Source organism: Pseudomonas sp. UBA6753, assembly GCF_002453565.1.
Taxonomy (GTDB): Bacteria; Pseudomonadota; Gammaproteobacteria; order Pseudomonadales; family Pseudomonadaceae; genus Aquipseudomonas; species Aquipseudomonas putida_Z.
The window spans coordinates 1-20,942 of sequence record NZ_DKHD01000013.1; the positions used below are offsets into that span (position 1 = coordinate 1).

Here is a 20,942-nt window from a genome sequence, read left to right on the forward strand (position 1 = left end):
CCGGTTGCGCCGGTGTTCGCGGCCACGGCCGCTCCCACAGGTACAGCGCGAGCCCGAAGCCTGTGCCGTCCCTGTGGGAGCGGGTTCACCCGCGAAGCAGGCGACGCGGTGGGTGGCACCGGCTGCGCCGGTGTTCGCGGGCGCGCCCGCTCCCACAGGTACAGCGCATTCCTTAAGCTGGCGGGGTCCTAGTGGGAGCGGGCATGCCTGCGAAGCAGGCGACGCGGTGGCTGATACCGGCTACAGCGCCCGTTCCTCCAAAATCAGGCGTTTTCCTGCACGTTCAGCGCTGAACCCTTATCGTCCGTCGCCAGCAAGCCGCTGGAGTGCGTCCCTTCCGTTCGCAGTTCGGCGAGTGGCACATCTGTAGTACGGAAAATGCTGCGACCTTGTTCACCAACCGTCAGAGAGATCAGTTTTCCATTCTGATAGAAGAATTGCATTCTGTTGGTGTTCTTTTGCATGGTTAGTGCTCCGAAGGCTATTGGCAGATGCACTTTCCCAGCCTTCACTCACCCAGGCCACTGGCAGAAATATCAGTTGCGGCCCGTGCAGCGAGACTTTGGTTGATTGGTAAGCCAATACAACCCCCGTTAGAATGCAGCGTATTCTTGATGGCCAATTGCAAATGTCTACGTTTCGTATCGTTCTCTCCGCTGTACTGGTCACCGGCCTTGCCGGCTGCGCAACCCCTGGCAAACCCACTGCCAGCAAACTGACCCACAAATCGCCCCAGCAGTACGCCGCCTGCGTACTGCCCAAGTGGCAAGCGCTGGCGCCACAGGCCACGCAGAAATCGATCGCCCACGGCTACCGGCTGACGGCTCCCAGCGCCGTGGCATCCGATGATGTGCTGGACGTAGTCGATTCCCGCGAGGGCAGCCGCGCGACCTTCTACAAGGGCAGCTTCCTGTCTGGCGACAAATTGCGCCAGGCTGCCAGGGAATGTCTGGACTGACTCAGTAACCCGATCCGCTAGAGCCGCCCATGCTGGGCAGGCGGGCCCTGCGCTGGGCATTGCTCCACTCGGCGCAGGTCATGAACGCGGTATTGTCCACTTTGCCGGTGCCGTCGAAACTTACGCTGTAGGGTTGCCGGTTGTCAGCCTTGGTCAGCATGTAGTCGAAACAGGTACCGGGCACCACGGTGCGTTCGGTCTCGGCAGCGGGCTTGCCGCCGATCTGCATGACCTGGTCTCTGCTCATGCCGTTGGTGACTTGCGCCACCAGCGGCAGGTCGTGGTACAGCGCGGAATTGGACGAGCAGGCAGAAAGCGCTGCCAGTGCAAGGATCAGCGCGTGAAAGGGTTTGTTCATGGCAGTGCTCCGGTAGAGGACGCCGACCGGCGATATCAATTCGCTCGGCTTTCAATCATACGCCTGCACTGCCTCACCCGCAGTAACGTGCCCCCATGTGGGAGCGGCTTTAGCCGCGAACACCGGCGCAGCCGGTGCCATGCACCGCGTTGCATGCTTCGCGGCTAAAGCCGCTCCCACAGGGATCGAGCAAGGCTATTGCTTGCGCGATCAGCCTGCATCACCGCGCTTGTTCAGCTGCTCGCACTGCATCAGTGCATCCGTCCTGCTTGGATAACTGGGTTTGAGCCGCTCCTTCGCTTGGTTATCGTAAATGTCGAAACCCCCACAAACGGTAGCGGCGTAATAGCGGCTACCCACGCGGAACGACTCCTTTTCGATCGGCACAGCGGGAACGATAACGAATCTTGGTTGCATTTTTCGTGCCTCCCCAGGCAGAGACTTAAGTATTAGTCTGGCCATGGATAACCATCAAGGAGACTCATGAATAAAACACGGTTTTCGTGATCGGCAGGTCGACGCCCCGTACTGTCATCAAATGAAAACCCGCTGTCGTCCGATGCGAAGCACCCCGCACCTCAAGGGCATACAGTCCAATCACCCAGAACTGACGCCATGCGTCCAGATCGATGATTGGAGAGACAAGCATGTCCAAAGTCGTACGTTTCCATCAGACCGGTGGCCCCGAGGTGCTGCGCTACGAGGACGCCGAGGTCGGCGAGCCCGGCCCGGGGCAGGTGCGCTTGCGCCAGGTGGCGGTGGGCCTGAACTACGCCGATACCTATTTCCGCAACGGCACCTACCCGATCCCGCTGCCCAATGGCATCGGCGTGGAAGCGGCCGGCGTGGTCGAGGCGCTGGGCGAGGGCGTGACCCAGGTGGCGGTCGGTGACCGGGTCACCTACACCGGCTTCCTCAACACCCTGGGCGCTTATTGCACCGAGCGCCTGATCCCTGCCGCCGCGCTGATCAAGTTGCCGGATACCATCGCCTTCGAAACCGCCGCCGCCATGACCATGCGCGGCCTGACCTCCGCCTACCTGCTGCGTCGGCTGCATGACTTCAAACCCGGCGACAGCGTGCTGCTGCATGCTGCCGCTGGCGGGGTCGGCCTGATCGTCGCGCAGTGGGCGCAGCTGCTGGGGCTGAACGTGATCGGCACGGTGTCCACCGAGGCCAAGGCTGAAGTGGCTCGCGCCCATGGCTGCAACCACGTCATCAACTACAGCGTCGAGGACGTTGCCACGCGCGTGCGTGAGCTGACCGACGGGGTAGGGGTAAACGTGGTGTTCGACAGCGTCGGCAAGAACACCTTCATGGGTTCGCTCGATTCGCTCAAGCGCCGCGGCCTGATGGTTTGCGTCGGCACGGCGTCAGGCACCATCCCGCCGTTCGACCCGCAGTTGCTGGCGATCAAGGGCTCGCTGCAGCTCACCCGCCCGGCTCTGGCCGACTTCATCGCCGACCCGGCGGAAAAGGCCGACCTGGCCGGCGAGCTGTTCGATCACGTCGGCAGCGGGCGCATCCGTATCGAGATCAACCAGCACTACGCACTGCAGGATGCCGTCCAGGCCCACCGTGACCTGGAAGCGCGCAAGACCACCGGCTCGTCGATCTTCGTCATCTGAAGAGGGCAACAGCATGCACATCGAACAACTGACCTGCGCGATCGGTGCCGAGGTAAGTGGGGTCAACCTGGCCGACGCGATCCACGACGACGACCTGTTCGCCCAGCTTCGCGCGCAGTTGCTCCGGCACCGTGTGCTGTTCCTGCGCGACCAGCACTTCAGCCGCGCCGAACACGTGGCGTTCGCCCGCCGCTTCGGCGACCTGGAGGACCACCCGGTGGCCGGCAGCGACCCGGAGCATCCGGGCCTGGTACAGATCTACAAGCGCCCGGACCAGCCCAACGACCGCTATGAAAATGCCTGGCACACCGACGCCACCTGGCGCGAGGCCCCGCCGATGGGCTGTGTGCTGCGCTGCATCGAATGCCCGCCCGTGGGCGGCGACACGATGTGGGCGAACATGGTGCTGGCCTATGAAAACCTGCCAGGCGATGTGAAGGCCAAGATCGAAGGCCTGCGCGCCCGTCACAGCATCGAGGCCAGCTTTGGCGCCGCCATGCCGCTGGAAAAGCGCCTGGCGCTGAAGGCGCAGTTCCCCGATGCCGAGCACCCGGTGGTGCGCACCCACCCGGAAACCGGCGAGCAGGTGCTGTTCGTCAACGCCTTCACCACCCATTTCAGCAACTACCACACCCCGCAGCGGGTGCGCTTCGGGCAGGACGCCAACCCCGGTGCCAGCGACCTGCTGCGCTACCTGATCAGCCAGGCCTACCTGCCGGAGTACCAGGTGCGCTGGCGCTGGAAGCCCAACAGCGTGGCGATCTGGGACAACCGCAGCACCCAGCACTACGCCGTCATGGACTACCCGCCGTGCCACCGCAAGATGGAGCGCGCCGGGATCAAGGGCAGCCCCACGTTCTGAGTTCGTCGCCGTCGCTGGCGGCAACCGCACAATAACAATAGCGAGGACTACAGCATGCAATTCTTCGACGATTCGTTGCACCCGGAAAACATGGAAAAGGTGGTGATCACCGTGGCCCCCTATGGCCCGGAGTGGATGCCCGAAGACTTCCCTGAAGACATTCCCCTGACCATGGACGAGCAGGTGCAGAAGGCTGTCGACTGTTACGAGGCAGGTGCCACCGTACTGCACCTGCACGTGCGCGAACTGGACGGCAAGGGCTCCAAGCGCCTGTCCAAGTTCAACGAGCTGATCGCCGGGGTGCGCGAAGCGGTGCCGGACATGATCATCCAGGTTGGCGGGTCGATTTCCTTCGCCCCGGAAAGCGAAGGCGAGGCGGCCAAGTGGCTGTCGGATGACACCCGGCACATGCTCGCCGAGCTGACGCCGCGCCCCGACCAGGTGACCGTGGCCATCAACACCACGCAGATGAACATCATGGAGTTGCTGTACCCCGAGTACCTGGAAGGCACCTCGCTGGCCAGCCCGGCGATTCATGCCGCCTACAGCGAGATGACCGTGCCGGCCGGCCCGGCCTGGGTCCGCGAGCACCTGCGCCGCCTGCAGGCCAGCAACATCCAGCCGCATTTCCAGCTGACCGGCATGCATGCCCTGGAGACCCTCGAGCGCATCGTCCGACGCGGTGACTACATGGGCCCGCTGAACCTGACCTGGATCGGCATTGGCGGCGGTTTCGACGGCCCCAACCCGTTCAACTTCTTCAACTTCATCCACCGCGCGCCGGACGGTTGCACCCTGACCGCCGAATCGTTGCTCAAGAACGTGCTGCCGTTCAACACCATGGCCCTGGCCATGGGCCTGCACCCACGCTGCGGCAACGAAGACACCATCATCGACCAGCATGGCAAGCGCTTCACCTCGGTGCAGCAGATCCAGCAGACCGTGCGTGTGGCCCATGAGCTGGGCCGCGAGATTGCCAGCGGCAAGGAAGCACGCGCCATTTATCGCATCGGGCAGCAGTACGACAGCATCGAGCAGACCCTCGAGGCCAACGGCATGGCGCCGAATCGCCAGCCGGGTGTGAAGGGCGTGCCGCAGCGCGGCTGATGCTGGTACGGCAGGCCCGGCCTCTTCGCGGGCATGGCTGCTCCCACAGGTGCGGCACTGGCCCAAAGCTCGACGCTGTCCCTGTGGGAGCGGGCGAGCCCGTGAAGAGGCCCGCAAAAGCAACATGAATGTTGGCTGTAACCATAACAACAAGAACAACCTCACGCCCCGCACCCAAGGAGGCAACATGGCCACCCATCTCGCCAGTGCCGAAGATTCCGGCACCGACACCGCCCACAGCGTCCCCCGGCGCTATGCCTGGGTGGTCTTCGCCCTGACCTTTGGGCTGTTGATCTCCGACTACATGTCGCGCCAGGTGCTCAATGCGGTGTTCCCGCTGCTCAAGGGCGAATGGGCGTTGAGCGACAGCCAGCTCGGCCTGCTCAGCGGTATCGTCGCGCTGATGGTCGGCCTGCTGACCTTCCCGCTGTCGCTGCTGGCCGACCGCTTCGGCCGGGTGCGCAGCTTGGTGCTGATGGCAGTACTGTGGAGCCTGGCCACCCTCGGCTGCGCCCTGGCGGAAAACTACCCGCAAATGTTCGTCGCGCGGTTTCTGGTCGGGGTAGGCGAGGCGGCCTACGGCAGTGTCGGCATCGCCGTGGTGGTCGCCGTGTTCCCCCGCGACATGCGCTCGACCCTGGCCGGCGCGTTCATGGCCGGTGGCATGTTCGGCTCGGTGCTGGGCATGGCCCTGGGCGGTGTACTGGCCCAGCACCTGGGCTGGCGCTGGGCATTCGCCGGCATGGCGCTGTTCGGCCTGGTGCTGGCGATGCTGTACCCGCTGATCGTCAAGGAGGCGCGTATTGCGCCTAAATGCGCGCAGCAGTCGCAAGGCAAGGCCGGCCGCCCGTTGCGCACCCTGTACAGCAGCCGTTCGGTCATCGCGGCCTACGTCGGCAGCGGGCTGCAGCTGTTCGTCGGCGGCACCGTGATCGTGTGGATGCCCAGCTACCTGAACCGCTATTACGCCATGGGCACCGACCGCTCCGGGGCTATTGCGGCAGTCATCGTGCTGTGCAGCGGCATCGGCATGATCCTCTGCGCCATGCTCTGCGACCGCCTCGGGCGGCAGCGCCCGGACCGCAAGATCAGCCTGGCCATCGCCTACTGCCTGGGCAGCTGCGCGCTGTTGTCCCTCGCTTTCGCGCTGCCAGCCGGCACCGCCCAACTGGTGCTGATCTGCCTGGGCATGATGATCGCCGCCGGCACCAACGGCCCATCCAGTGCCATGGTCGCCAACCTCACCCACGCCTCGGTGCACGGCACCGCGTTTGCCACCCTGACCCTGGCCAACAACCTGTTGGGCCTGGCCACCGGGCCGCTGATCACCGGGCGCGTTTCCGACCTGATCGGCCTGCATGCCGCCTTCCAGCTAGTGCCGCTGATGAGCATCGGCGCAGCGGCGGTGTTTTTCCTCGCCAAACGTCATTACCACCGCGACATGGAGCGTCTGCACGCACCGGCACACGACGCTGCCGACGCACCCCGGGAGTTGAAACCGTGAAACAGCTGTTGTCCGTCGAAGTGTTCTTCGATTTCGTCTGCCCGTGGTGCCTGATTGGCCAGCGACACCTGCAGGCCGCCCTGTTGCTGTTGCAGCGCGAACAGCCGCAAGTGCAGGTACAACTGCAATGGCGAGGTGTGCAGTTGTTGCCTGGCTTGCCAGCCGGTGGCGTGCCGTTCCATGCCTTCTATTTGCAACGCCTGGGCAGCGAGGAGGCGGTACGCGAGCGCCAGGCCCAGGTGCGCGCCGCTGCCCGTGTGGTAGGCGAGGACATCGACTTCTCGCGTATTCGCCGCATGCCCAACACCGGCAATGCCCATCGGCTGCTGCAGCGGGCTGCCCAGTTGCTCGAAGCAGCGCAACTGGAAGCCTTGCTGGCGCAGCTGTTCATCGCCTATTTCCACCAGGGCCGCGACCTGGGGGATAGCCGCACCTTGCTCGACATCGCACAGTGTTGCGGGCTGGATGCCGCGCAGGTAGTCGACTGCCTGCGTGACGACGGCAGCCCGTTCCTCGATGGGGCCGGGCGCGCTGGCAGTGCCGTGCCGCGCTTCCGTTTCAATCAGGGGCCGCTCGTTGCGGGTGCACAGCCTGCCGAGGTGCTGTATGCGGCCATGACCGAAGCGCTGCAAGAGGTTGAGAGGGCATGACCCGGCGCATCGCATTGGCCCCCCATCAGGTGCCGGAACGTGACGGCCGTGTGCTGTTGGCCTGCGAAGGGCGCAGCGTGGCGCTGTTCAACGTTGCCGACTCGCTCTATGCCATCGAAGACAGCTGCCCGCACCAGGGCGCGTCGTTGTGCGGCGGCCGGCTGGAAGGCCGTGTCATCCAGTGCTGCGCGCATGGCCTGCGCTTCGACCTGGCCAGCGGCTACCTGGTCAACTCCAGGGCCTTGAAAGTTGCCAGCTACCCGGTCGAGCAGCAGGGCGGGCAGGTCTACATCGTGTTTGACAGTGAGGAGGCGGGGCAATGAATACACTGGCACTTGGCGCTACCCATCAGCGTATCCGCACCCTTGCCCCGGGGGTGGTGGTCAGCCTTGTGGTCGGTGCGGCCGCCAGTTTCCTCGGTGAGCATTACGCGGCCCCGGTCATGCTGTTTGCCTTGCTATTGGGGATGGCGCTGAACTTTCTCGCGGTCGACGGCCCCTGCAAGGCCGGTATCGAGTTCACCGCCCGCACGGTACTGCGCCTGGGCGTGGCGCTGCTTGGCATGCGCATCACCCTGGACCAGATCGCCAGCCTGGGCTGGAAGCCCGTGGCCCTGGTCGTGACCCTGGTGGTGGTGACCATCCTGGTCTCGGTGGTGGTGGCCAAGGTGCTGGGGTTTTCACGGCTGTTCGGCATGCTCACCGGCGGCGCTACGGCCATTTGCGGTGCCTCGGCGGCGCTGGCGCTGGCAGCTGCCTTGCCACAGCACCCGCGCAAGGAGCATGCAACGCTGTTCACCGTGATCGGCGTGTCGGCGCTGTCGACCCTGGCGATGATCCTCTACCCGATGATTGCCCAGTGGCTGCACCTGTCCCCAGCGCAGGCCGGGGTCTTCCTCGGTGCGACCATCCACGACGTGGCGCAGGTGGTGGGGGCGGGCTACAGCATGTCTACCGAGACCGGCGACATCGCCACGGTGGTCAAACTGATGCGGGTGGCCATGCTGTTGCCGGTCATTGTCTGCGCGGCCATGATCACCCGGCGCCAGGGCCTCGAGGCAGGCGGGCAGCGGCCACCCTTGCTGCCCTGGTTCGCGGTCGGCTTCCTGCTGCTGGCGTGCGTCAACAGCACAGGCTGGGTACCCGCCGCGGTGCAAGGCGGTATCAACGACCTGTCGCGTGGCTGCCTGGTGGTGGCGATCAGTGCCCTGGGCATGAAAACCCAACTCAAGTCGCTGGCCTCGGTCGGGCTGAAACCCATTGCGTTGATGGTGGGGGAGAGCGTGTTTCTTGTGCTTTTGGTGCTGGCGTTGATGCACTGGGGCCTTTAGAAAGTGACCGTGGGTGACAACACTCCGCGGCGCCTGCTTCGCGGGCATGCCCGCTCCCACAGGGCCCGCGCTGGGTCGAGGGTTTGTACCATACCTGTTCTGGCCTCATCGCCGGCAAGCCAGCTCCCCCAGGGATAGCGCTTGGCTTGAGGTCAATACGGTCGAGGTGGGAGCTGGCTTGCCGGCGATGGGCTGCATGGCAGCCCCAATGGGCCAGCCCGCTGTGCCCGCCAACTGGCCGGCGGCATGCCGAACTGGGCGATGAACCAGCGGGTGAACGAACTGGGCATCGAATAACCCAGCATGTCGGCGATACGCCCCAGCGAATAGCCGGGGTTCTCCAGGTAGCGCATCACCAGGTCACGGCGCACGCTGTTGATCAGGTCCTTGAAGGTCAACCCGCTTTCTTCCAGGCGCCGCTGCAGGGTGCGCACGTTCATGCCCTGAGTCTGTGCCACCTGCTCGATGGTGGCGCGGCCCATGGGCAGCAGCAGGTAGATGGTCTTGCGCAACTCCAGCTCCAGGGACGGCGTGCCGCCCGCCGGCAGGCTGTCCAGATAGCGCTGCGCCAGGCGCGCCATGGCCTCGTTGGCCTGCGGGCTGGCGCTGTCGAGGTCGGCGGCCGGGCAGACGATACCGTTGAACTCGCTGCCGAACACCAGCGTGCAGCCGAAAATGCGCCGGTGGGTGGCCAGGTCGGCGGGAGGCGCGTGGGTGAAGTTGGCGCTGATCGGGTGCCAATGCGCACCTAGCAGCGCCGCGCACAGGCGCATCATCACGCCGATCGCCAGCTCGGTGGCCTGGCGGCTGCAGGGCGCGCGTTCGTTGATCACCTCCTCACGGATGACCACGGTCTTGCCGGCTTCCTCGATATGAATGGCCAAGGCGTCATTGAGCAGGTGACGGTACTGCACGATTACCTGCAGCGCATCACGCAGGGTGCGTTGGTGGCTGAGCAGCAGGCTGATTTCGCCGAAGTCCGACAGTTGCCGCAACTCGGCCATGCGCAGGCCGAAACTTTCGCAACGGGTGGCGCTGGCGGAGGCTTCCAGCAAGGTGATGACGCTGGCAACCGGGATACGCCGGTTGGGGTCATCGAGCAACGCGGCGCTGAGGCCAACCTGTGCCAACAGTGCATGGGGATTGAGGCCCAGGTGTCGGGACACCTCAAGGTAATTGGTCAAGCTGGCGGCACGGACTAGGGCAGGCATCTTTGGTTGTTTTCCATGCGGTTTCTTGTTGTTGGGTATGCCGACATGCGTTTTGTGTTTTATAGCCTGCGTGTCATGAATTGAAAAGCAAAGCCCTGTCTTGGCCATTGTCATCAAATGAAAAGCCCCTGACGCCCAATGTGAAGCACCCGGTGGGTGGGCTGTTTACTGTGAACCTCAAGAGCTACACCGCACACGAGGTTCACCGTGGAAAAACTGCAAACCACTGCCACCGTGCTGATCGTCCCCGGCCTGCGCGACCATGTCGCCGAACACTGGCAGACCCTGCTCGCAGGCCGCCTGGCCAAGGTGCGCAGCGTACCGCCGCTGCAAGTCGACGGCCTGAGCTGCACGGCCCGGGTCGAGGCGATCCAGCGCGAACTGGACCAGATCGATGGTGAGGTGATCCTGGTGGCGCACAGCGCCGGCGTGCTGATGGTCGCCCACTGGGCGGCGCGCTACCGGCGGCCGATCAAGGGTGCATTGCTGGCGGCGCCGCCCGACCTGAACGCGCCATGGCCGGCCCACTACCCAAGCCCGGCCAGCCTGGCCGAGCACGGCTGGTCGCCATTGCCCCAGCAGCCGCTGCCGTTCCCCAGCATTGTCGCGGCCAGCAGCAACGACCACCTGGCCAGCTTTGCCGCGGCCAGCACCCTGGCCGAAGGCTGGGGTAGCGAACTGGTTGCACTGGGGGCCGTCGGCCACCTCAACCCGGCCTCCGGCTTCGGCCCTTGGCCGCAGGCCGAGGCGTTCATCCAGCGACTGGACCAGCCCAACCTGCAATAGCGCATGGACGCCCCAGCCACGCTCGCAAAAGACGGGCGGCGAAAAAAACAATAACAATACGTGGAGCCATCGTAATGCCAGAACACCGCATTCACCGTGCTGTGAAACCACAGCGCTGCCTGCTCGCCTGCGCCATCGGCCTGCTGACGCTGCCCGCCGCCCAGGCGTTCGAAGTCGATACCGGTAATGAAAACTGGGCCGTGCGCTTCGACAACACCGTCAAGTACAACTACGGCGTGCGCACCGAAAGCGCCGACAAGCGCATGCTGGGCACGCCCAACAGCAACGACGGTGACTACAACTTCCGCAAGGCCGGCACCAACATCACCAACCGGGTCGACCTGCTGACCGAACTGGATGTGGTCTACCAGGGCAACACCGGGTTCCGCGTCAGCACCGCCAGCTGGTACGACAAGGCCTATGACAACACCGGCTCCAACAGCAACCCGTTCGTCAACGGCAACGGTGACCAGTCCGGCATCAACCCCAGCCTCAATGGCCTGCCTGGCACCGGTGTGCCGCTGGGCAGCCCGCACCTGAGCAATTACGCCCAGCGTTACTACAGCGGCCCGTCCGGTGAAGTGCTGGATGCCTTCGTGTTCTTCAGCCGTGAAGTTGGCGAGGCCTCGCAGGTCAGCGCCAAGCTGGGCCAGCACAACCTGTTCTGGGGTGAAACCCTGCTCAACCCGGTGCACTCGCTGAGCTATGGCCAGTCGGGCCTGGACCTGGCCAAGCTGGCCGCCTCGCCGGGCACCGAGGCCAAGGAGCTGTTCGTGCCGCGCAACCAGCTGTCGACCTCGTTCCTGGTCAATTCCGAACTGACCCTGGGCGCCCAGTACTTCTTCGACTGGGACGCCGCCCGCCTGCCCGAAGCCGGTACCTACTACGGCGGCTCGGACGTGGTAGGCGAGGGCGCCCAAAGCTTCCTGCTCGGCCACACCGGTACCCCGGGGCTGATCCCGGTGCGCGGCGCGCTGACCACCATCCGCCGTGGCCATGACCTCAAACCGGGCAAGAGCGGCGACTGGGGCATCATGGCCAAGTGGTCGCCGGAGTGGCTGGGCGGCACCCTCGGTTTCTACTACCGCAAGACCTCCGAGATCCTCCCGCAGGCCTGGCTCGACGCGCGCGGCATGACCGTCGCCAATGGCCCGTTCGGCAACCCGCCGGGCAGCCGCCAAGGCGCAGTCGGCAACCTGTACAACTCGCTGCAAAGCACTACTTACCAGTTCGCCTACTCCGACGACATCGACATCTATGGCCTGAGCCTGTCCAAGGATGTGGGCGGCATTAGTGTCGGCAGCGACCTGAACATCCGCCACAACATGCCGCTGGCGAGCATCCCGGCAATCGTCAGCGCCCCCGGCCAGGGTGGCCTGGGCGGCGGCTTCGGCCTGCTGCCGGCACGCCTGCCCAGCAGCGGGGTGATCTACGACGTGCCCAAGGATGGCGACGGCCTGAGCGCCACCGGCGACACCTTGCACTGGACCTTGAACGGCCTGATGACCATTGGCGACACGCCGCTGTTCGATTCGGCAACCCTGCTTGGCGAGCTGTTCTACAGCAACCTGCTCAAGCTCGATAGCCACAACGAGGCCTTGTACAAGGGCAAGAGCAGCTACCGCGGCATCGACAAGGCCACCCGCGACAACTGGGGCATCGCCGTCAACTTCACCCCTACCTGGTACCAGGTGCTGCCGGGCATGGACCTGAGCATGCCGCTGTCGGTCAACGTCGGCCTCGACGGCGTGTCGCCGGTGCAAGGCGGTGGCGCCGAGAACACCGGCAACTATGCGGTGGGCGTGAGCGCCGCGATCTACAACCAGTACTTCGTCGACCTCAAGTACGTCGACAGCTTCGGTGAGACCAAGGCCTGCAAGGACGGCCAGACCGACGGCAGCACCCCCAACGCCCTGGACGGCGAACAGGATTACACCTGCTACGGCGGCGGCTACGCCTCCTTCTCCGGCGGTGGTGCCACCACCGAGGACCGTGGCGCCCTGTACCTGACCGTCAAGACGACCTTCTGAGTCATGTTTCCTACAGCCTACACAGGAAGACAACCATCATGAATTTCGTACGTACCCTGCTGGCCTCGTGCCTGTCACTGGCCGCCCTGAACGCTGCCCAGGCCGCCGTTTCCACTGACCAGGCCGCGCGCCTGGGCACCAGCCTGACCGTCATCGGCGCGGAAAAGGCCGGCAACGCCGATGGCTCGATCCCGGCCTACCAGGGCGGCCTGCTGACGCCGCCAGCCAGCTACCAGAGCGGCGCCAGCATGCGCCCCGACCCGTTCGCCAGCGACAAGCCGCTGCTGGTCATCGATGGCAAGAACGCCGAGCAGTACAAGGGCCAACTGACCGCCACCACCCTGGAATTGCTCAAGCGCTACCCCAGCTACCGCGTCGATGTGTACCCGACCCACCGTAGCGTGGCGCTGCCGCAAGCGGTACTCGACAACACCCGCAAGAACGCCACTGCCGCCAACAGCAAGGAGGGCGGCACCGCGGTAGACAACGTGCTGCCGGGCATCCCGTTCCCCATTCCGCAGAACGGCGCCGAGGCCATGTGGAACTTCCTGCTGCGCTATCAGGGCGTGAGCATGACTGCCAAGTACGACTCGTGGAACGTCGACGCTGCTGGCAAGCCATCGCTGTCGACCACCGGCCAGGCCAATATCAGCTACCCGATCTACGAAGACATGACCAAGCCGATCGGTGCCAAGGACACCTACTACCAGATGAAACTGGTATACACCGGGCCCGCACGCCGTGCCGGCGAAGCGATGATGCTGCGCGATGCCGCCAACCCGCTGGTGCAGCCACGCAGCGCCTGGCAGTACCTGCCGGGCCAGCGCCGGGTCAAGCTGGCGCCGAACCTGGCCTACGACACGCCCAACCCGGGCACCTCCGGTTCGGGTACCTACGATGACGTGTTCGTCTTCAACGGTGCGCTGGACCGCTACGACTGGACCTTGGTCGGCAAGCAGGAAATGTACGTGCCGTACAACACCTACCAGCTGACCTACAACACCGACGTCAAGCAGGTGATCACCCCCAACCACCTGGCGCCGCAGTTCGTGCGCTGGGAGAAGCACCGGGTGTGGGTGGTGGAAGGCAAGCTCAAGGACGGGGCGCGCCATATCTACCACAAGCGCCGCTTCTACCTCGACGAAGACAGCTGGATCGCCCTGGCCTCGGACCAGTACGACGCCCGTGGCCAGCTGTACCGCGGCTCGTTCGCCTTCCTCACCCAGAGCTATGACAAGCAGACCCCGGACGCCACGCCGTTCATGATCTACGACCTGATCGGCGGCACCTATAACCTCAATGGCGTGGTCGGTGCCTACGGCGGCATCCGCTATATCGACCCGCTGTCGAAAACCCAGTGGTCGCCCGAGTCGCTGGCCGGCAACGGCATTCGCTGAACGCACGGAGCAGAGGTGGCAATGTCTGTCTTCAAACGATGCAGCGTGGTAGTTCTGGCTTTGGCCGCGCTGCAGGGCGCGGCCCAGGCTGCGCCCTTCACCGATGTGCTGGACCTGCCCGCCAGGCCCAGCGCCCTGGTCGCCAGCAGCGCCTTGCGCGATGTCACCCTGGCCGGCCAGCGCCTGGTCGCGGTGGGCCCGCGAGGGCACATCCTGTACTCCGACGATCACGGCGCGCACTGGCAACAGGCCCAGGTGCCGGTCAGCGCCGACCTGAATGCCGTGAGCTTCGCCACGCCCGAGCTGGGCTGGGCGGTTGGCCACGATGGCGTGGTGCTGCACAGCCGCGATGGCGGCATGCACTGGCAGAAGCAGCTGGATGGCCGGGCACTGGCCGAACAACTGCCGGGCACGGGTAGCGACAATGCCTTGCTCGACGTGTGGTTCAGCGATGCCCGCAATGGCTATGCGGTCGGTGTGTTCAACCTGCTGTTGCGCACCGTTGATGGCGGCGAGCACTGGCAGCCCTGGCTCGACCACAGCGATAACCCGCAAGGCCTGCACCTGACCAGCCTGGCTGCGGTGGGTGACGAGCTGTACATCACCGGCGAGCAAGGCCTGTTGCTGAAGCAGGACGGTGAGCGCTTCAGCCGTGTCGAGACACCCTACGCCGGCACACTGTTCGGTGCTGTCGGCAAGCCTGGCGTACTGCTGGTCTACGGCCTGCGTGGGCATGCCTACCGCAGCACCGATGGCGGCCGGCAATGGCAACCGGTCAGCACGGGTGTGAACACCAGCCTCACCGCTGCCGGTGTCGACCGTGACGGCCAGCTATGGCTGGCCAGCCAGGCTGGCGACCTGCTGCTCAGCCGGGATGATGGCGCCAGCTTCAGCCCGGTGCCGCAAAGCGCCCGTGGCCCGGTGACCGCGCTTGCCACCGATACCGGCAACGGCCTGGTACTGGTGGGCGAGCGGGGCGTGCGCAACCAGGCCGGTAACCCCACGCTGCACCCATAACAAGAGAAGACCCTGATGGCCGCTACCCGCCAAGACACCCTGCCGGTAATCCGCAACCTCGACGATTTCGACCCACGCTCGGGCAATTGCCTGGAGCGCCTGGTGTTCAACCATCGCCTGCCGTTCCTGCTGTGCATGCTGCTGGCGACCCTGGTGCTGGGCTACATGGCGCTGACCCGCCTGGAGCTGCGCCCCAGTTTCGACAAGATGCTGCCGCAGAGCCACCCCTACATCCAGAACTACCTGGAAAACCGCCCATCATTGCGTGGCCTGGGCAACGCGGTGCGGGTGGTGGTGGAGAACACTCAGGGCGACATTTTCGACCCGGGCTACCTGCAGACCCTGCGCCACATCAACGACGAGCTGTTCCTCAGCCAGGGCGTGGACCGGGCGTGGGTGAAGTCGTTGTGGAGCCCGGCGGTGCGCTGGACCGAGGTGACCGAGGAGGGCTTCCAGGGTGGCCCGGTGATGCCAGACGGCTACCAGGGCGCTGCGGGTGACATCGAGCAGCTGCGGCAGAACATCGAGCGCGCCAACATCGTCGGCAGCCTGGTGGCGCGCGACTTCAAGTCGAGCATGCTGGTCGTGCCGCTGCTCGACCAGGATTCGGCCACCGGCAAAGGCCTCGACTACCACGCCTTTTCGCAGAAGCTCGAACAACTGCGCAGCCAGTATCAGGCCAGCGGCCAGTATCGCATCCATATGATCGGCTTCGCCAAGCTGATGGGCGACCTGATCGACGGGCTGATCCAGGTGATGGCGTTCTTCGCCCTGGCGGTGCTGACCAGCCTGCTGATCATCTACTGCTACACCCGTTGCGTGCGCAGCACCCTGCTGGTGGTGCTGTGTTCGCTGACCGCGGTGGTGTGGCAGCTGGGCATCGTCGCCTGGCTGGGCTACGCCATCGACCCGTATTCGATCCTGGTGCCATTCCTGATCTTTGCCATCGGCGTATCCCACGCGGCGCAGAAGATGAACGGCATCCTTCAGGACATCGGCCGTGGCACGCACCGTCAGGTGGCAGCGCGCTATACCTTCCGCCGCCTGTTCGTAGCCGGGGTGACTGCGTTGCTGGCCGATGCGGTGGGCTTTGCCGTGCTGATGCTGATCGACATCCCGGTGATCCAGGACCTGGCCATCACCGCCAGCATCGGCGTGGCGGTGCTGATCTTCACCTCGCTGCTGCTGATGCCGGTGGCGCTGTCTTATGTTGGCGTGGGCCGCAGGGCCGCTGAACGAGCCCTGGCTATCGATGCGCGCTGGGCCCTTCGCGGGCACGCCCGCTCCCACAGGGACGGCGCGATACCTGTGGGAGCGGGCATGCCCGCGAAGGGCTGCAACGCAGCCCCAATCAACCCATGGAGCCTGCTCGACCGCTTCACCGAACGCAAATGGGCCAGCGCCGCACTGCTGGTAGCCCTGGCCCTGGGCGCCCTCGGCATCTGGGGCAGCCTGCAACTGAAAATCGGTGACCTCGATAGCGGTGCCCCCGAGCTGCGCGCCGACTCCCGCTACAACCTCGACAACGCCTACATCACCCAGCACTACGCGCTGTCCAGCGATACCTTCGCGGTCATGGTAAAGACCGCTCCGGAAGGCTGCCTGCAATACCAGACACTGGTCCTTGCCGACCGCCTGGCCTGGGAGCTGCAGCAATTGCCGGGTGTGCAGACCACCGTGTCGCTGGCCAACGCAGTGCGCCAGATCACCGCCGGCACCTACGAAGGCAACCCGCGCCTGAACAGCCTGCAGCGCAACCAGGACGTGCTCAACTACGCTGCCCAGCAGGCTTCGGTCAACGCCCCTGAGTTGTTCAACAACGACTGCTCGCTGATGCCGGTAATCGCCTACCTCAAGGACCATCGCGCCGACACCCTGGCCCAGGTGGCCGCCGTGGCCGAGCGTTTTGCCCAGGCCAACAGCAGCGCCGAACAGCAGTTCCTGCTGGCCGCCGGCAGCGCCGGTATCGAGGCTGCCACCAACGTGGTGGTCCGCGAGGCCAACCACCGCATGCTGTTGCTGGTGTACCTGGCGGTCACGCTGTTCTGCCTGTTCACCTTCCGTAGCTGGCGCGCCACGCTGGTGGCGATCCTGCCGCTGATGCTCACCTCGGTGCTGTGCGAGGCGCTGATGGTAGCCATGGGCATTGGCGTCAAGGTCGCCACCTTGCCGGTGATCGCCCTGGGCGTAGGCATCGGCGTGGACTACGCGCTGTACCTGCTCAGCGTGCAACTGCACTACCAGCGCGCCGGGTTGAGCCTGGCCCAGGCCTACCAGAAAGCCGTGGCCTTCACCGGCCGGGTGGTCGGGCTGGTCGGCATCACCCTGGCCGCCGGCGTGGTCGGCTGGGCCTGGTCGCCGATCAAGTTCCAGGCCGACATGGGCCTGCTGCTGACCTTCATGTTCCTGTGGAACATGCTCGGTGCGCTGGTGTTGATCCCTGCGTTGTCGCATTTCCTCCTGCGTGGCCAGGCCGCCCCGGCGCCTGCCGAGGTCCAGGCCACGTCGCTTCCGCAAACCCAAGAAACCGAGTGTTCGCCTCATGTCTGATTACCTTCCGCCACTGCGCGACATGGATTTTCTGTTCAACGAAGTGTTCGACATCCCGGCCTGGTGGGCGCAAACGCCCGCGCTGGCCGAGCAGGTCGATGGCGACACTGCCCGGGCCGTGCTCGAACAGGCCGGCCGGCTGATTGCCGAGGTGGTGGCGCCGCTCAATCGCAGTGGCGACGAGCAGGGCTGCCGCTGGGAGGCCGGCCAGGTACACACCCCCGATGGCTTCGCCGATGCTTACCGGGCATTTGCCGCAGATGGCTGGGTGGGTGTGGCTGGTGCCCCGGAATATGGGGGCATGGGCATGCCGAAAGTGATCGGTGCCCAGCTCGAAGAAATGCTCAATGCCGCCAACCTGTCGTTCGGCCTGTACCCGATGTTGACGGCCGGGGCCTGCCTGGCGCTGCTCAACCATGCCAGCGAGCCGTTGAAGGCGCTGTACCTGCCGCCCATGTACCAAGGGCGCTGGACCGGTTCGATGTGCCTGACCGAGCCGCACGCTGGCACCGACCTGGGCCTGATTCGCACCCGCGCCGTGCCGGTTGCCGATGGCCGCTACCGCCTCAGCGGGACCAAGATCTTCATCACTGGCGGTGAGTAGGACCTGACCGAGAACATCATCCACCTGGTGCTGGCGCGGCTGCCGGATGCGCCAGCCGGGCCCAAGGGCATCTCGCTGTTCCTGGTGCCCAAGGTGCTGGTTGACGCCGACGGCGTGCTGGGCGAGGCCAATGCGGTGAGTTGCGGGTCGATCGAGCACAAGATGGGCATCAAGGCCTCGGCCACCTGTGTGATGAACTTCGACGGTGCAATCGGCTACCTGGTCGGCGAGCCGAACAAGGGCCTCAACGCGATGTTCACCATGATGAACTACGAGCGCCTTGGTGTAGGTATCCAAGGCCTGGCCCTGGGCGAACGCTCCTACCAGGGCGCCATCGCCTACGCCCGTGATCGCCAGCAGGGCCGTGCGCCGACCGGTGCCGAAGCGCCGGGGCAAGGTGCTGACCCGATCGTCGTCCACCCGGACGTGCGGCGCATGCTGCTGACCATGAAAGCGCTGAACGAAGGCGGGCGGGCCTTCTCCACCTATGTGGCACTGCAGCTGGACCTGGCCAAATACAGCGAGGCCCCGGTCGCACGCGCCCAGGCCGAGGCCAGGGTGGCGTTGCTCACACCGGTGGCCAAGGCCTTCCTCACCGACATGGGGCTGGAAACCACCGTGCACGGCCAGCAGGTGCTGGGCGGCCATGGCTATATCCGCGAGTGGGGCCAGGAGCAGTTGATCCGCGACTGCCGCATCACCCAGATCTACGAGGGCACCAACGGCATTCAGGCCCTCGACCTGGTGGGGCGCAAACTGTTTGCCGATGGCGGCCAGGCCTATCACAGCGTGTCCGACGAAATTACCGCCTTTGCCGAGACGCTGCCCGCGGCGTGCGCCGAGTTCGGCGCGCCGCTGCTGGCTGCCGTGCGCAACCTCGACGAGCTGACCGCCTGGGTGCTCGACCGCGCCCAGGGCAACCCGCGCGAGCTTGGCGCGGCGGCGGTGGAGTACCTGCAGGTGTTTGGCTACACCTTCTACGCCTACCTGTGGGCACGCATGGCCGTGGTATGCCAGTGTCATGCGGCCCCCGAGCCGTTCCACCTGAGCAAGCTGGGCACCGCGCGGTTCTACTTTGCCCGCCTGCTGCCACGCATTCATTCGCTGAGCGCCAGCGTCAGGGCCGGTAGCGACAGCCTGTACCTGCTCGAGGCCGGGCAACTGTGAAGGCCGCCGACATGATCACCACTCGCATCATGCCCGCAGCCGAGCAGGCCTACGCCTATCCGCTGCTGATCAAGCGCCTGTTGCTGTCGGGCGTGCGCTACCAGCCCAACCAGGAAATCGTCTACGCCGACAAGCTGCGCTACACCTACACCACGCTGCTCGAACGCATTCAGCGGCTGGCCAATGTGCTGACCGCCGCCGGGGTCAAGCCAGGTGACACCGTGGCCTTGCTCGACTGGGACAGCCACCGGGCGCTGGAGTGCTTCTTTGCCGTGCCGATGCTGGGTGCGGTGCTGCACACGGTGAACGTACGGCTGTCCACCGAGCAGGTGCGCTACACCATGAACCATGCCGAGGACCGCCTGGTCCTGGTACATGACGATTTCCTGCCGTTGATGGCGCAATTGCGCGATGACTTGCCGACGGTGGAGGGTTTCATTCGCCTCGGCGAAGGCGACCCCGCAACGCAAGATGTGCCGCTGCTGGGTGAGTACGAAGCACTGCTGGCGGCTGCCGAGCCGCAGTTCGACTTCGCCGATTTCGACGAGCACTCACTGGCCACGCTGTTCTACACCAGCGGTACCACCGGCAACCCCAAGGGCGTGTACTTCAGCCACCGGCAACTGGTGCTGCATACCCTGGTCGAGCAGGGCACCCTGGCTGCCTGCGGCGAGGTGCCGCTGCTGCGTAGCGGCGACGTGTACATGCCCATCACGCCGATGTTCCACGTGCATGCCTGGGGCGTGCCTTATGTGGCCACGGCGCTGGGTATCAAGCAGGTCTACCCCGGGCGCTACGAGCCCAACCGCCTGGTGCGGCTGTACCGTGACGAGGGCGTGACGTTCTCCCATTGCGTGCCCACGGTGCTGCAGATGATGCTCGACAGCGAAGAAGGGCGCCGCGCCGACCTGACCGGTTGGAAGATGCTGCTGGGCGGCAGCGCCCTGACCCTGGGCCTGGCGCAGCGTGCCAGCGAGCGCGGCATCAGCGTGCATTGTGGCTACGGCATGTCGGAAAGCTGCCCACTGCTCAGCATCACCCACCTGAGCGCCGAGCTGCTGGCACTGCCCATGGCGCAACAGCTGCCGCTGCGTATCGATGCCGGCGTGCCGATTGCCCTGGTGGACCTGCGCATCGTCGACGCCGAAGGCATTGATGTGCCCCGTGACGGCGAAAGCCTGGGTGAAATCGTGGTGCGTGCACCGTGGCTGACCCAGGGCTACCTGCATGAACCGGAGCAGGGTGCCGCGTTGTGGCTGGGGGGCTGGATGCATACCGGCGACCTGGCCTGCATCGACCCGGCGGGTGTGGTGCGTATTCGTGACCGGATCAAGGATGTGATCAAGACCGGAGGCGAGTGGGTCAGTTCGGTGGCGCTGGAAAACCTGATCAGCCAGCACCCGGCTGTTGCATCGGTGGCGGTGATCGGCATCCCGGACCTGCAGTGGGGTGAGCAACCGTTGGCCTTGGTAGTCTGTTGTGACGGCATGCAGTTCGACCAGGCGGGATTGGCCGGGCATCTGCAGCCGTATGTCGACAGCGGGCACCTGAACAAATGGGCGATACCACGGCAGTTGCGTTGCGTGGACGAGATCCCCAAGACCAGCGTTGGCAAGATCGATAAGAAGCGAATCCGGCAGGCATTTCTCTGAATGCTGGCAGCACCGGCTGATGGGCACCTGTGGGAGCCGGCTGGCACCGGCTGCGCCGGTGTTCGCGGGTAAACCCGCTCCCACAGGTACAGCACATTCCTTCAGCTGATGGGGGCCCTGTGGGAGCGGGC

18 protein-coding genes and 1 pseudogene are annotated in these 20,942 nt (G+C 65.2%); 15 read left to right on the forward strand and 4 right to left on the reverse strand.

What is annotated here, in order from left to right:
• Positions 1–263 precede the first annotated feature (263 nt).
• Positions 264–464: a hypothetical protein gene (locus B2790_RS06110; RefSeq protein ID WP_286918459.1), complete on the reverse strand. Its 201-nt coding sequence runs from the start codon at positions 462–464 to the stop codon at positions 264–266.
• Positions 465–598: 134 nt separating this feature from the next.
• Between B2790_RS06110 and B2790_RS06115 the strand changes: the two genes are divergently transcribed.
• Complete coding sequence (locus tag B2790_RS06115) at positions 599–958, forward strand: hypothetical protein (protein WP_075045136.1); 360 nt, start codon at positions 599–601, stop codon at positions 956–958.
• A gap of 1 nt (position 959) precedes the next feature.
• On the opposite strand, the gene osmE is transcribed toward B2790_RS06115, so the two are convergent.
• Complete coding sequence (gene osmE, locus B2790_RS06120; RefSeq protein WP_286918460.1) at positions 960–1,316, reverse strand: osmotically-inducible lipoprotein OsmE; 357 nt, start codon at positions 1,314–1,316, stop codon at positions 960–962.
• 210 nt (positions 1,317–1,526) lie between these two features.
• On the reverse strand, positions 1,527–1,733 hold the full coding sequence (locus B2790_RS06125; RefSeq protein ID WP_075045140.1) for a hypothetical protein: 207 nt from the start codon (positions 1,731–1,733) through the stop codon (positions 1,527–1,529).
• A 230-nt stretch (positions 1,734–1,963) separates the two neighbouring features.
• Between B2790_RS06125 and B2790_RS06130 the strand changes: the two genes are divergently transcribed.
• The 7 genes from B2790_RS06130 (at position 1,964) to B2790_RS06160 (ending at position 8,397) form a co-directional block, all read left to right on the forward strand.
• Positions 1,964–2,944: a quinone oxidoreductase family protein gene (locus B2790_RS06130; protein ID WP_013972529.1), complete on the forward strand. Its 981-nt coding sequence runs from the start codon at positions 1,964–1,966 to the stop codon at positions 2,942–2,944.
• Positions 2,945–2,957: 13 nt separating this feature from the next.
• Positions 2,958–3,806 (forward strand): TauD/TfdA dioxygenase family protein, encoded by an 849-nt coding sequence (locus B2790_RS06135; protein WP_013972530.1) that lies wholly within the window; start codon positions 2,958–2,960, stop codon positions 3,804–3,806.
• 54 nt (positions 3,807–3,860) lie between these two features.
• Positions 3,861–4,913 (forward strand): 3-keto-5-aminohexanoate cleavage protein, encoded by a 1,053-nt coding sequence (locus B2790_RS06140; protein ID WP_075045141.1) that lies wholly within the window; start codon positions 3,861–3,863, stop codon positions 4,911–4,913.
• Between the two features lie 187 nt (positions 4,914–5,100).
• On the forward strand, positions 5,101–6,417 hold the full coding sequence (locus B2790_RS06145; protein WP_286918461.1) for an MFS transporter: 1,317 nt from the start codon (positions 5,101–5,103) through the stop codon (positions 6,415–6,417).
• Positions 6,414–7,067, forward strand: a complete 654-nt coding sequence (locus B2790_RS06150; protein WP_286918462.1) for a DsbA family protein — start codon at positions 6,414–6,416, stop codon at positions 7,065–7,067. Before B2790_RS06145 ends, B2790_RS06150 begins: the two co-directional genes overlap by 4 nt.
• Positions 7,064–7,390 carry a Rieske (2Fe-2S) protein gene (locus B2790_RS06155; RefSeq protein WP_025338995.1) on the forward strand — a complete coding sequence of 109 codons (327 nt, stop codon included), beginning with the start codon at positions 7,064–7,066 and terminating at the stop codon, positions 7,388–7,390. The genes B2790_RS06150 and B2790_RS06155 overlap by 4 nt, the downstream gene beginning before the upstream one ends.
• A complete protein-coding gene (locus B2790_RS06160) occupies positions 7,387–8,397 on the forward strand; it encodes a YeiH family protein (RefSeq protein WP_286918463.1) in 1,011 nt (336 codons plus the stop codon). Before B2790_RS06155 ends, B2790_RS06160 begins: the two co-directional genes overlap by 4 nt.
• A gap of 152 nt (positions 8,398–8,549) precedes the next feature.
• Here the strand turns inward: B2790_RS06160 and B2790_RS06165 are convergent, their stop codons facing one another.
• Positions 8,550–9,608, reverse strand: coding sequence for an AraC family transcriptional regulator (locus B2790_RS06165; RefSeq protein WP_075045146.1), 1,059 nt, complete (start codon positions 9,606–9,608; stop codon positions 8,550–8,552).
• Between the two features lie 207 nt (positions 9,609–9,815).
• Here B2790_RS06165 and B2790_RS06170 point away from each other — a divergent pair, with 207 nt between their 5' ends.
• The 7 genes and pseudogenes from B2790_RS06170 to B2790_RS06200 all read left to right on the forward strand — a co-directional run bounded on the left by B2790_RS06170 (position 9,816) and on the right by B2790_RS06200 (position 20,811).
• Positions 9,816–10,394, forward strand: a complete 579-nt coding sequence (locus tag B2790_RS06170) for an RBBP9/YdeN family alpha/beta hydrolase (protein ID WP_274120525.1) — start codon at positions 9,816–9,818, stop codon at positions 10,392–10,394.
• 74 nt (positions 10,395–10,468) lie between these two features.
• On the forward strand, positions 10,469–12,424 hold the full coding sequence (locus tag B2790_RS06175; protein WP_085665742.1) for a DUF1302 domain-containing protein: 1,956 nt from the start codon (positions 10,469–10,471) through the stop codon (positions 12,422–12,424).
• 38 nt (positions 12,425–12,462) lie between these two features.
• Complete coding sequence (locus B2790_RS06180) at positions 12,463–13,821, forward strand: DUF1329 domain-containing protein (protein ID WP_025339000.1); 1,359 nt, start codon at positions 12,463–12,465, stop codon at positions 13,819–13,821.
• Between the two features lie 21 nt (positions 13,822–13,842).
• Positions 13,843–14,838: a WD40/YVTN/BNR-like repeat-containing protein gene (locus B2790_RS06185; RefSeq protein ID WP_286918464.1), complete on the forward strand. Its 996-nt coding sequence runs from the start codon at positions 13,843–13,845 to the stop codon at positions 14,836–14,838.
• Positions 14,839–14,853: 15 nt separating this feature from the next.
• Complete coding sequence (locus B2790_RS06190) at positions 14,854–17,388, forward strand: efflux RND transporter permease subunit (RefSeq protein ID WP_286918465.1); 2,535 nt, start codon at positions 14,854–14,856, stop codon at positions 17,386–17,388.
• A pseudogene (locus B2790_RS06195) lies at positions 17,381–19,159 on the forward strand (acyl-CoA dehydrogenase C-terminal domain-containing protein). The gene B2790_RS06190 and the pseudogene B2790_RS06195 overlap by 8 nt, the downstream one beginning before the upstream one ends.
• A gap of 11 nt (positions 19,160–19,170) precedes the next feature.
• Complete coding sequence (locus tag B2790_RS06200) at positions 19,171–20,811, forward strand: fatty acid--CoA ligase (RefSeq protein ID WP_286918466.1); 1,641 nt, start codon at positions 19,171–19,173, stop codon at positions 20,809–20,811.
• Positions 20,812–20,942 lie beyond the last annotated feature (131 nt).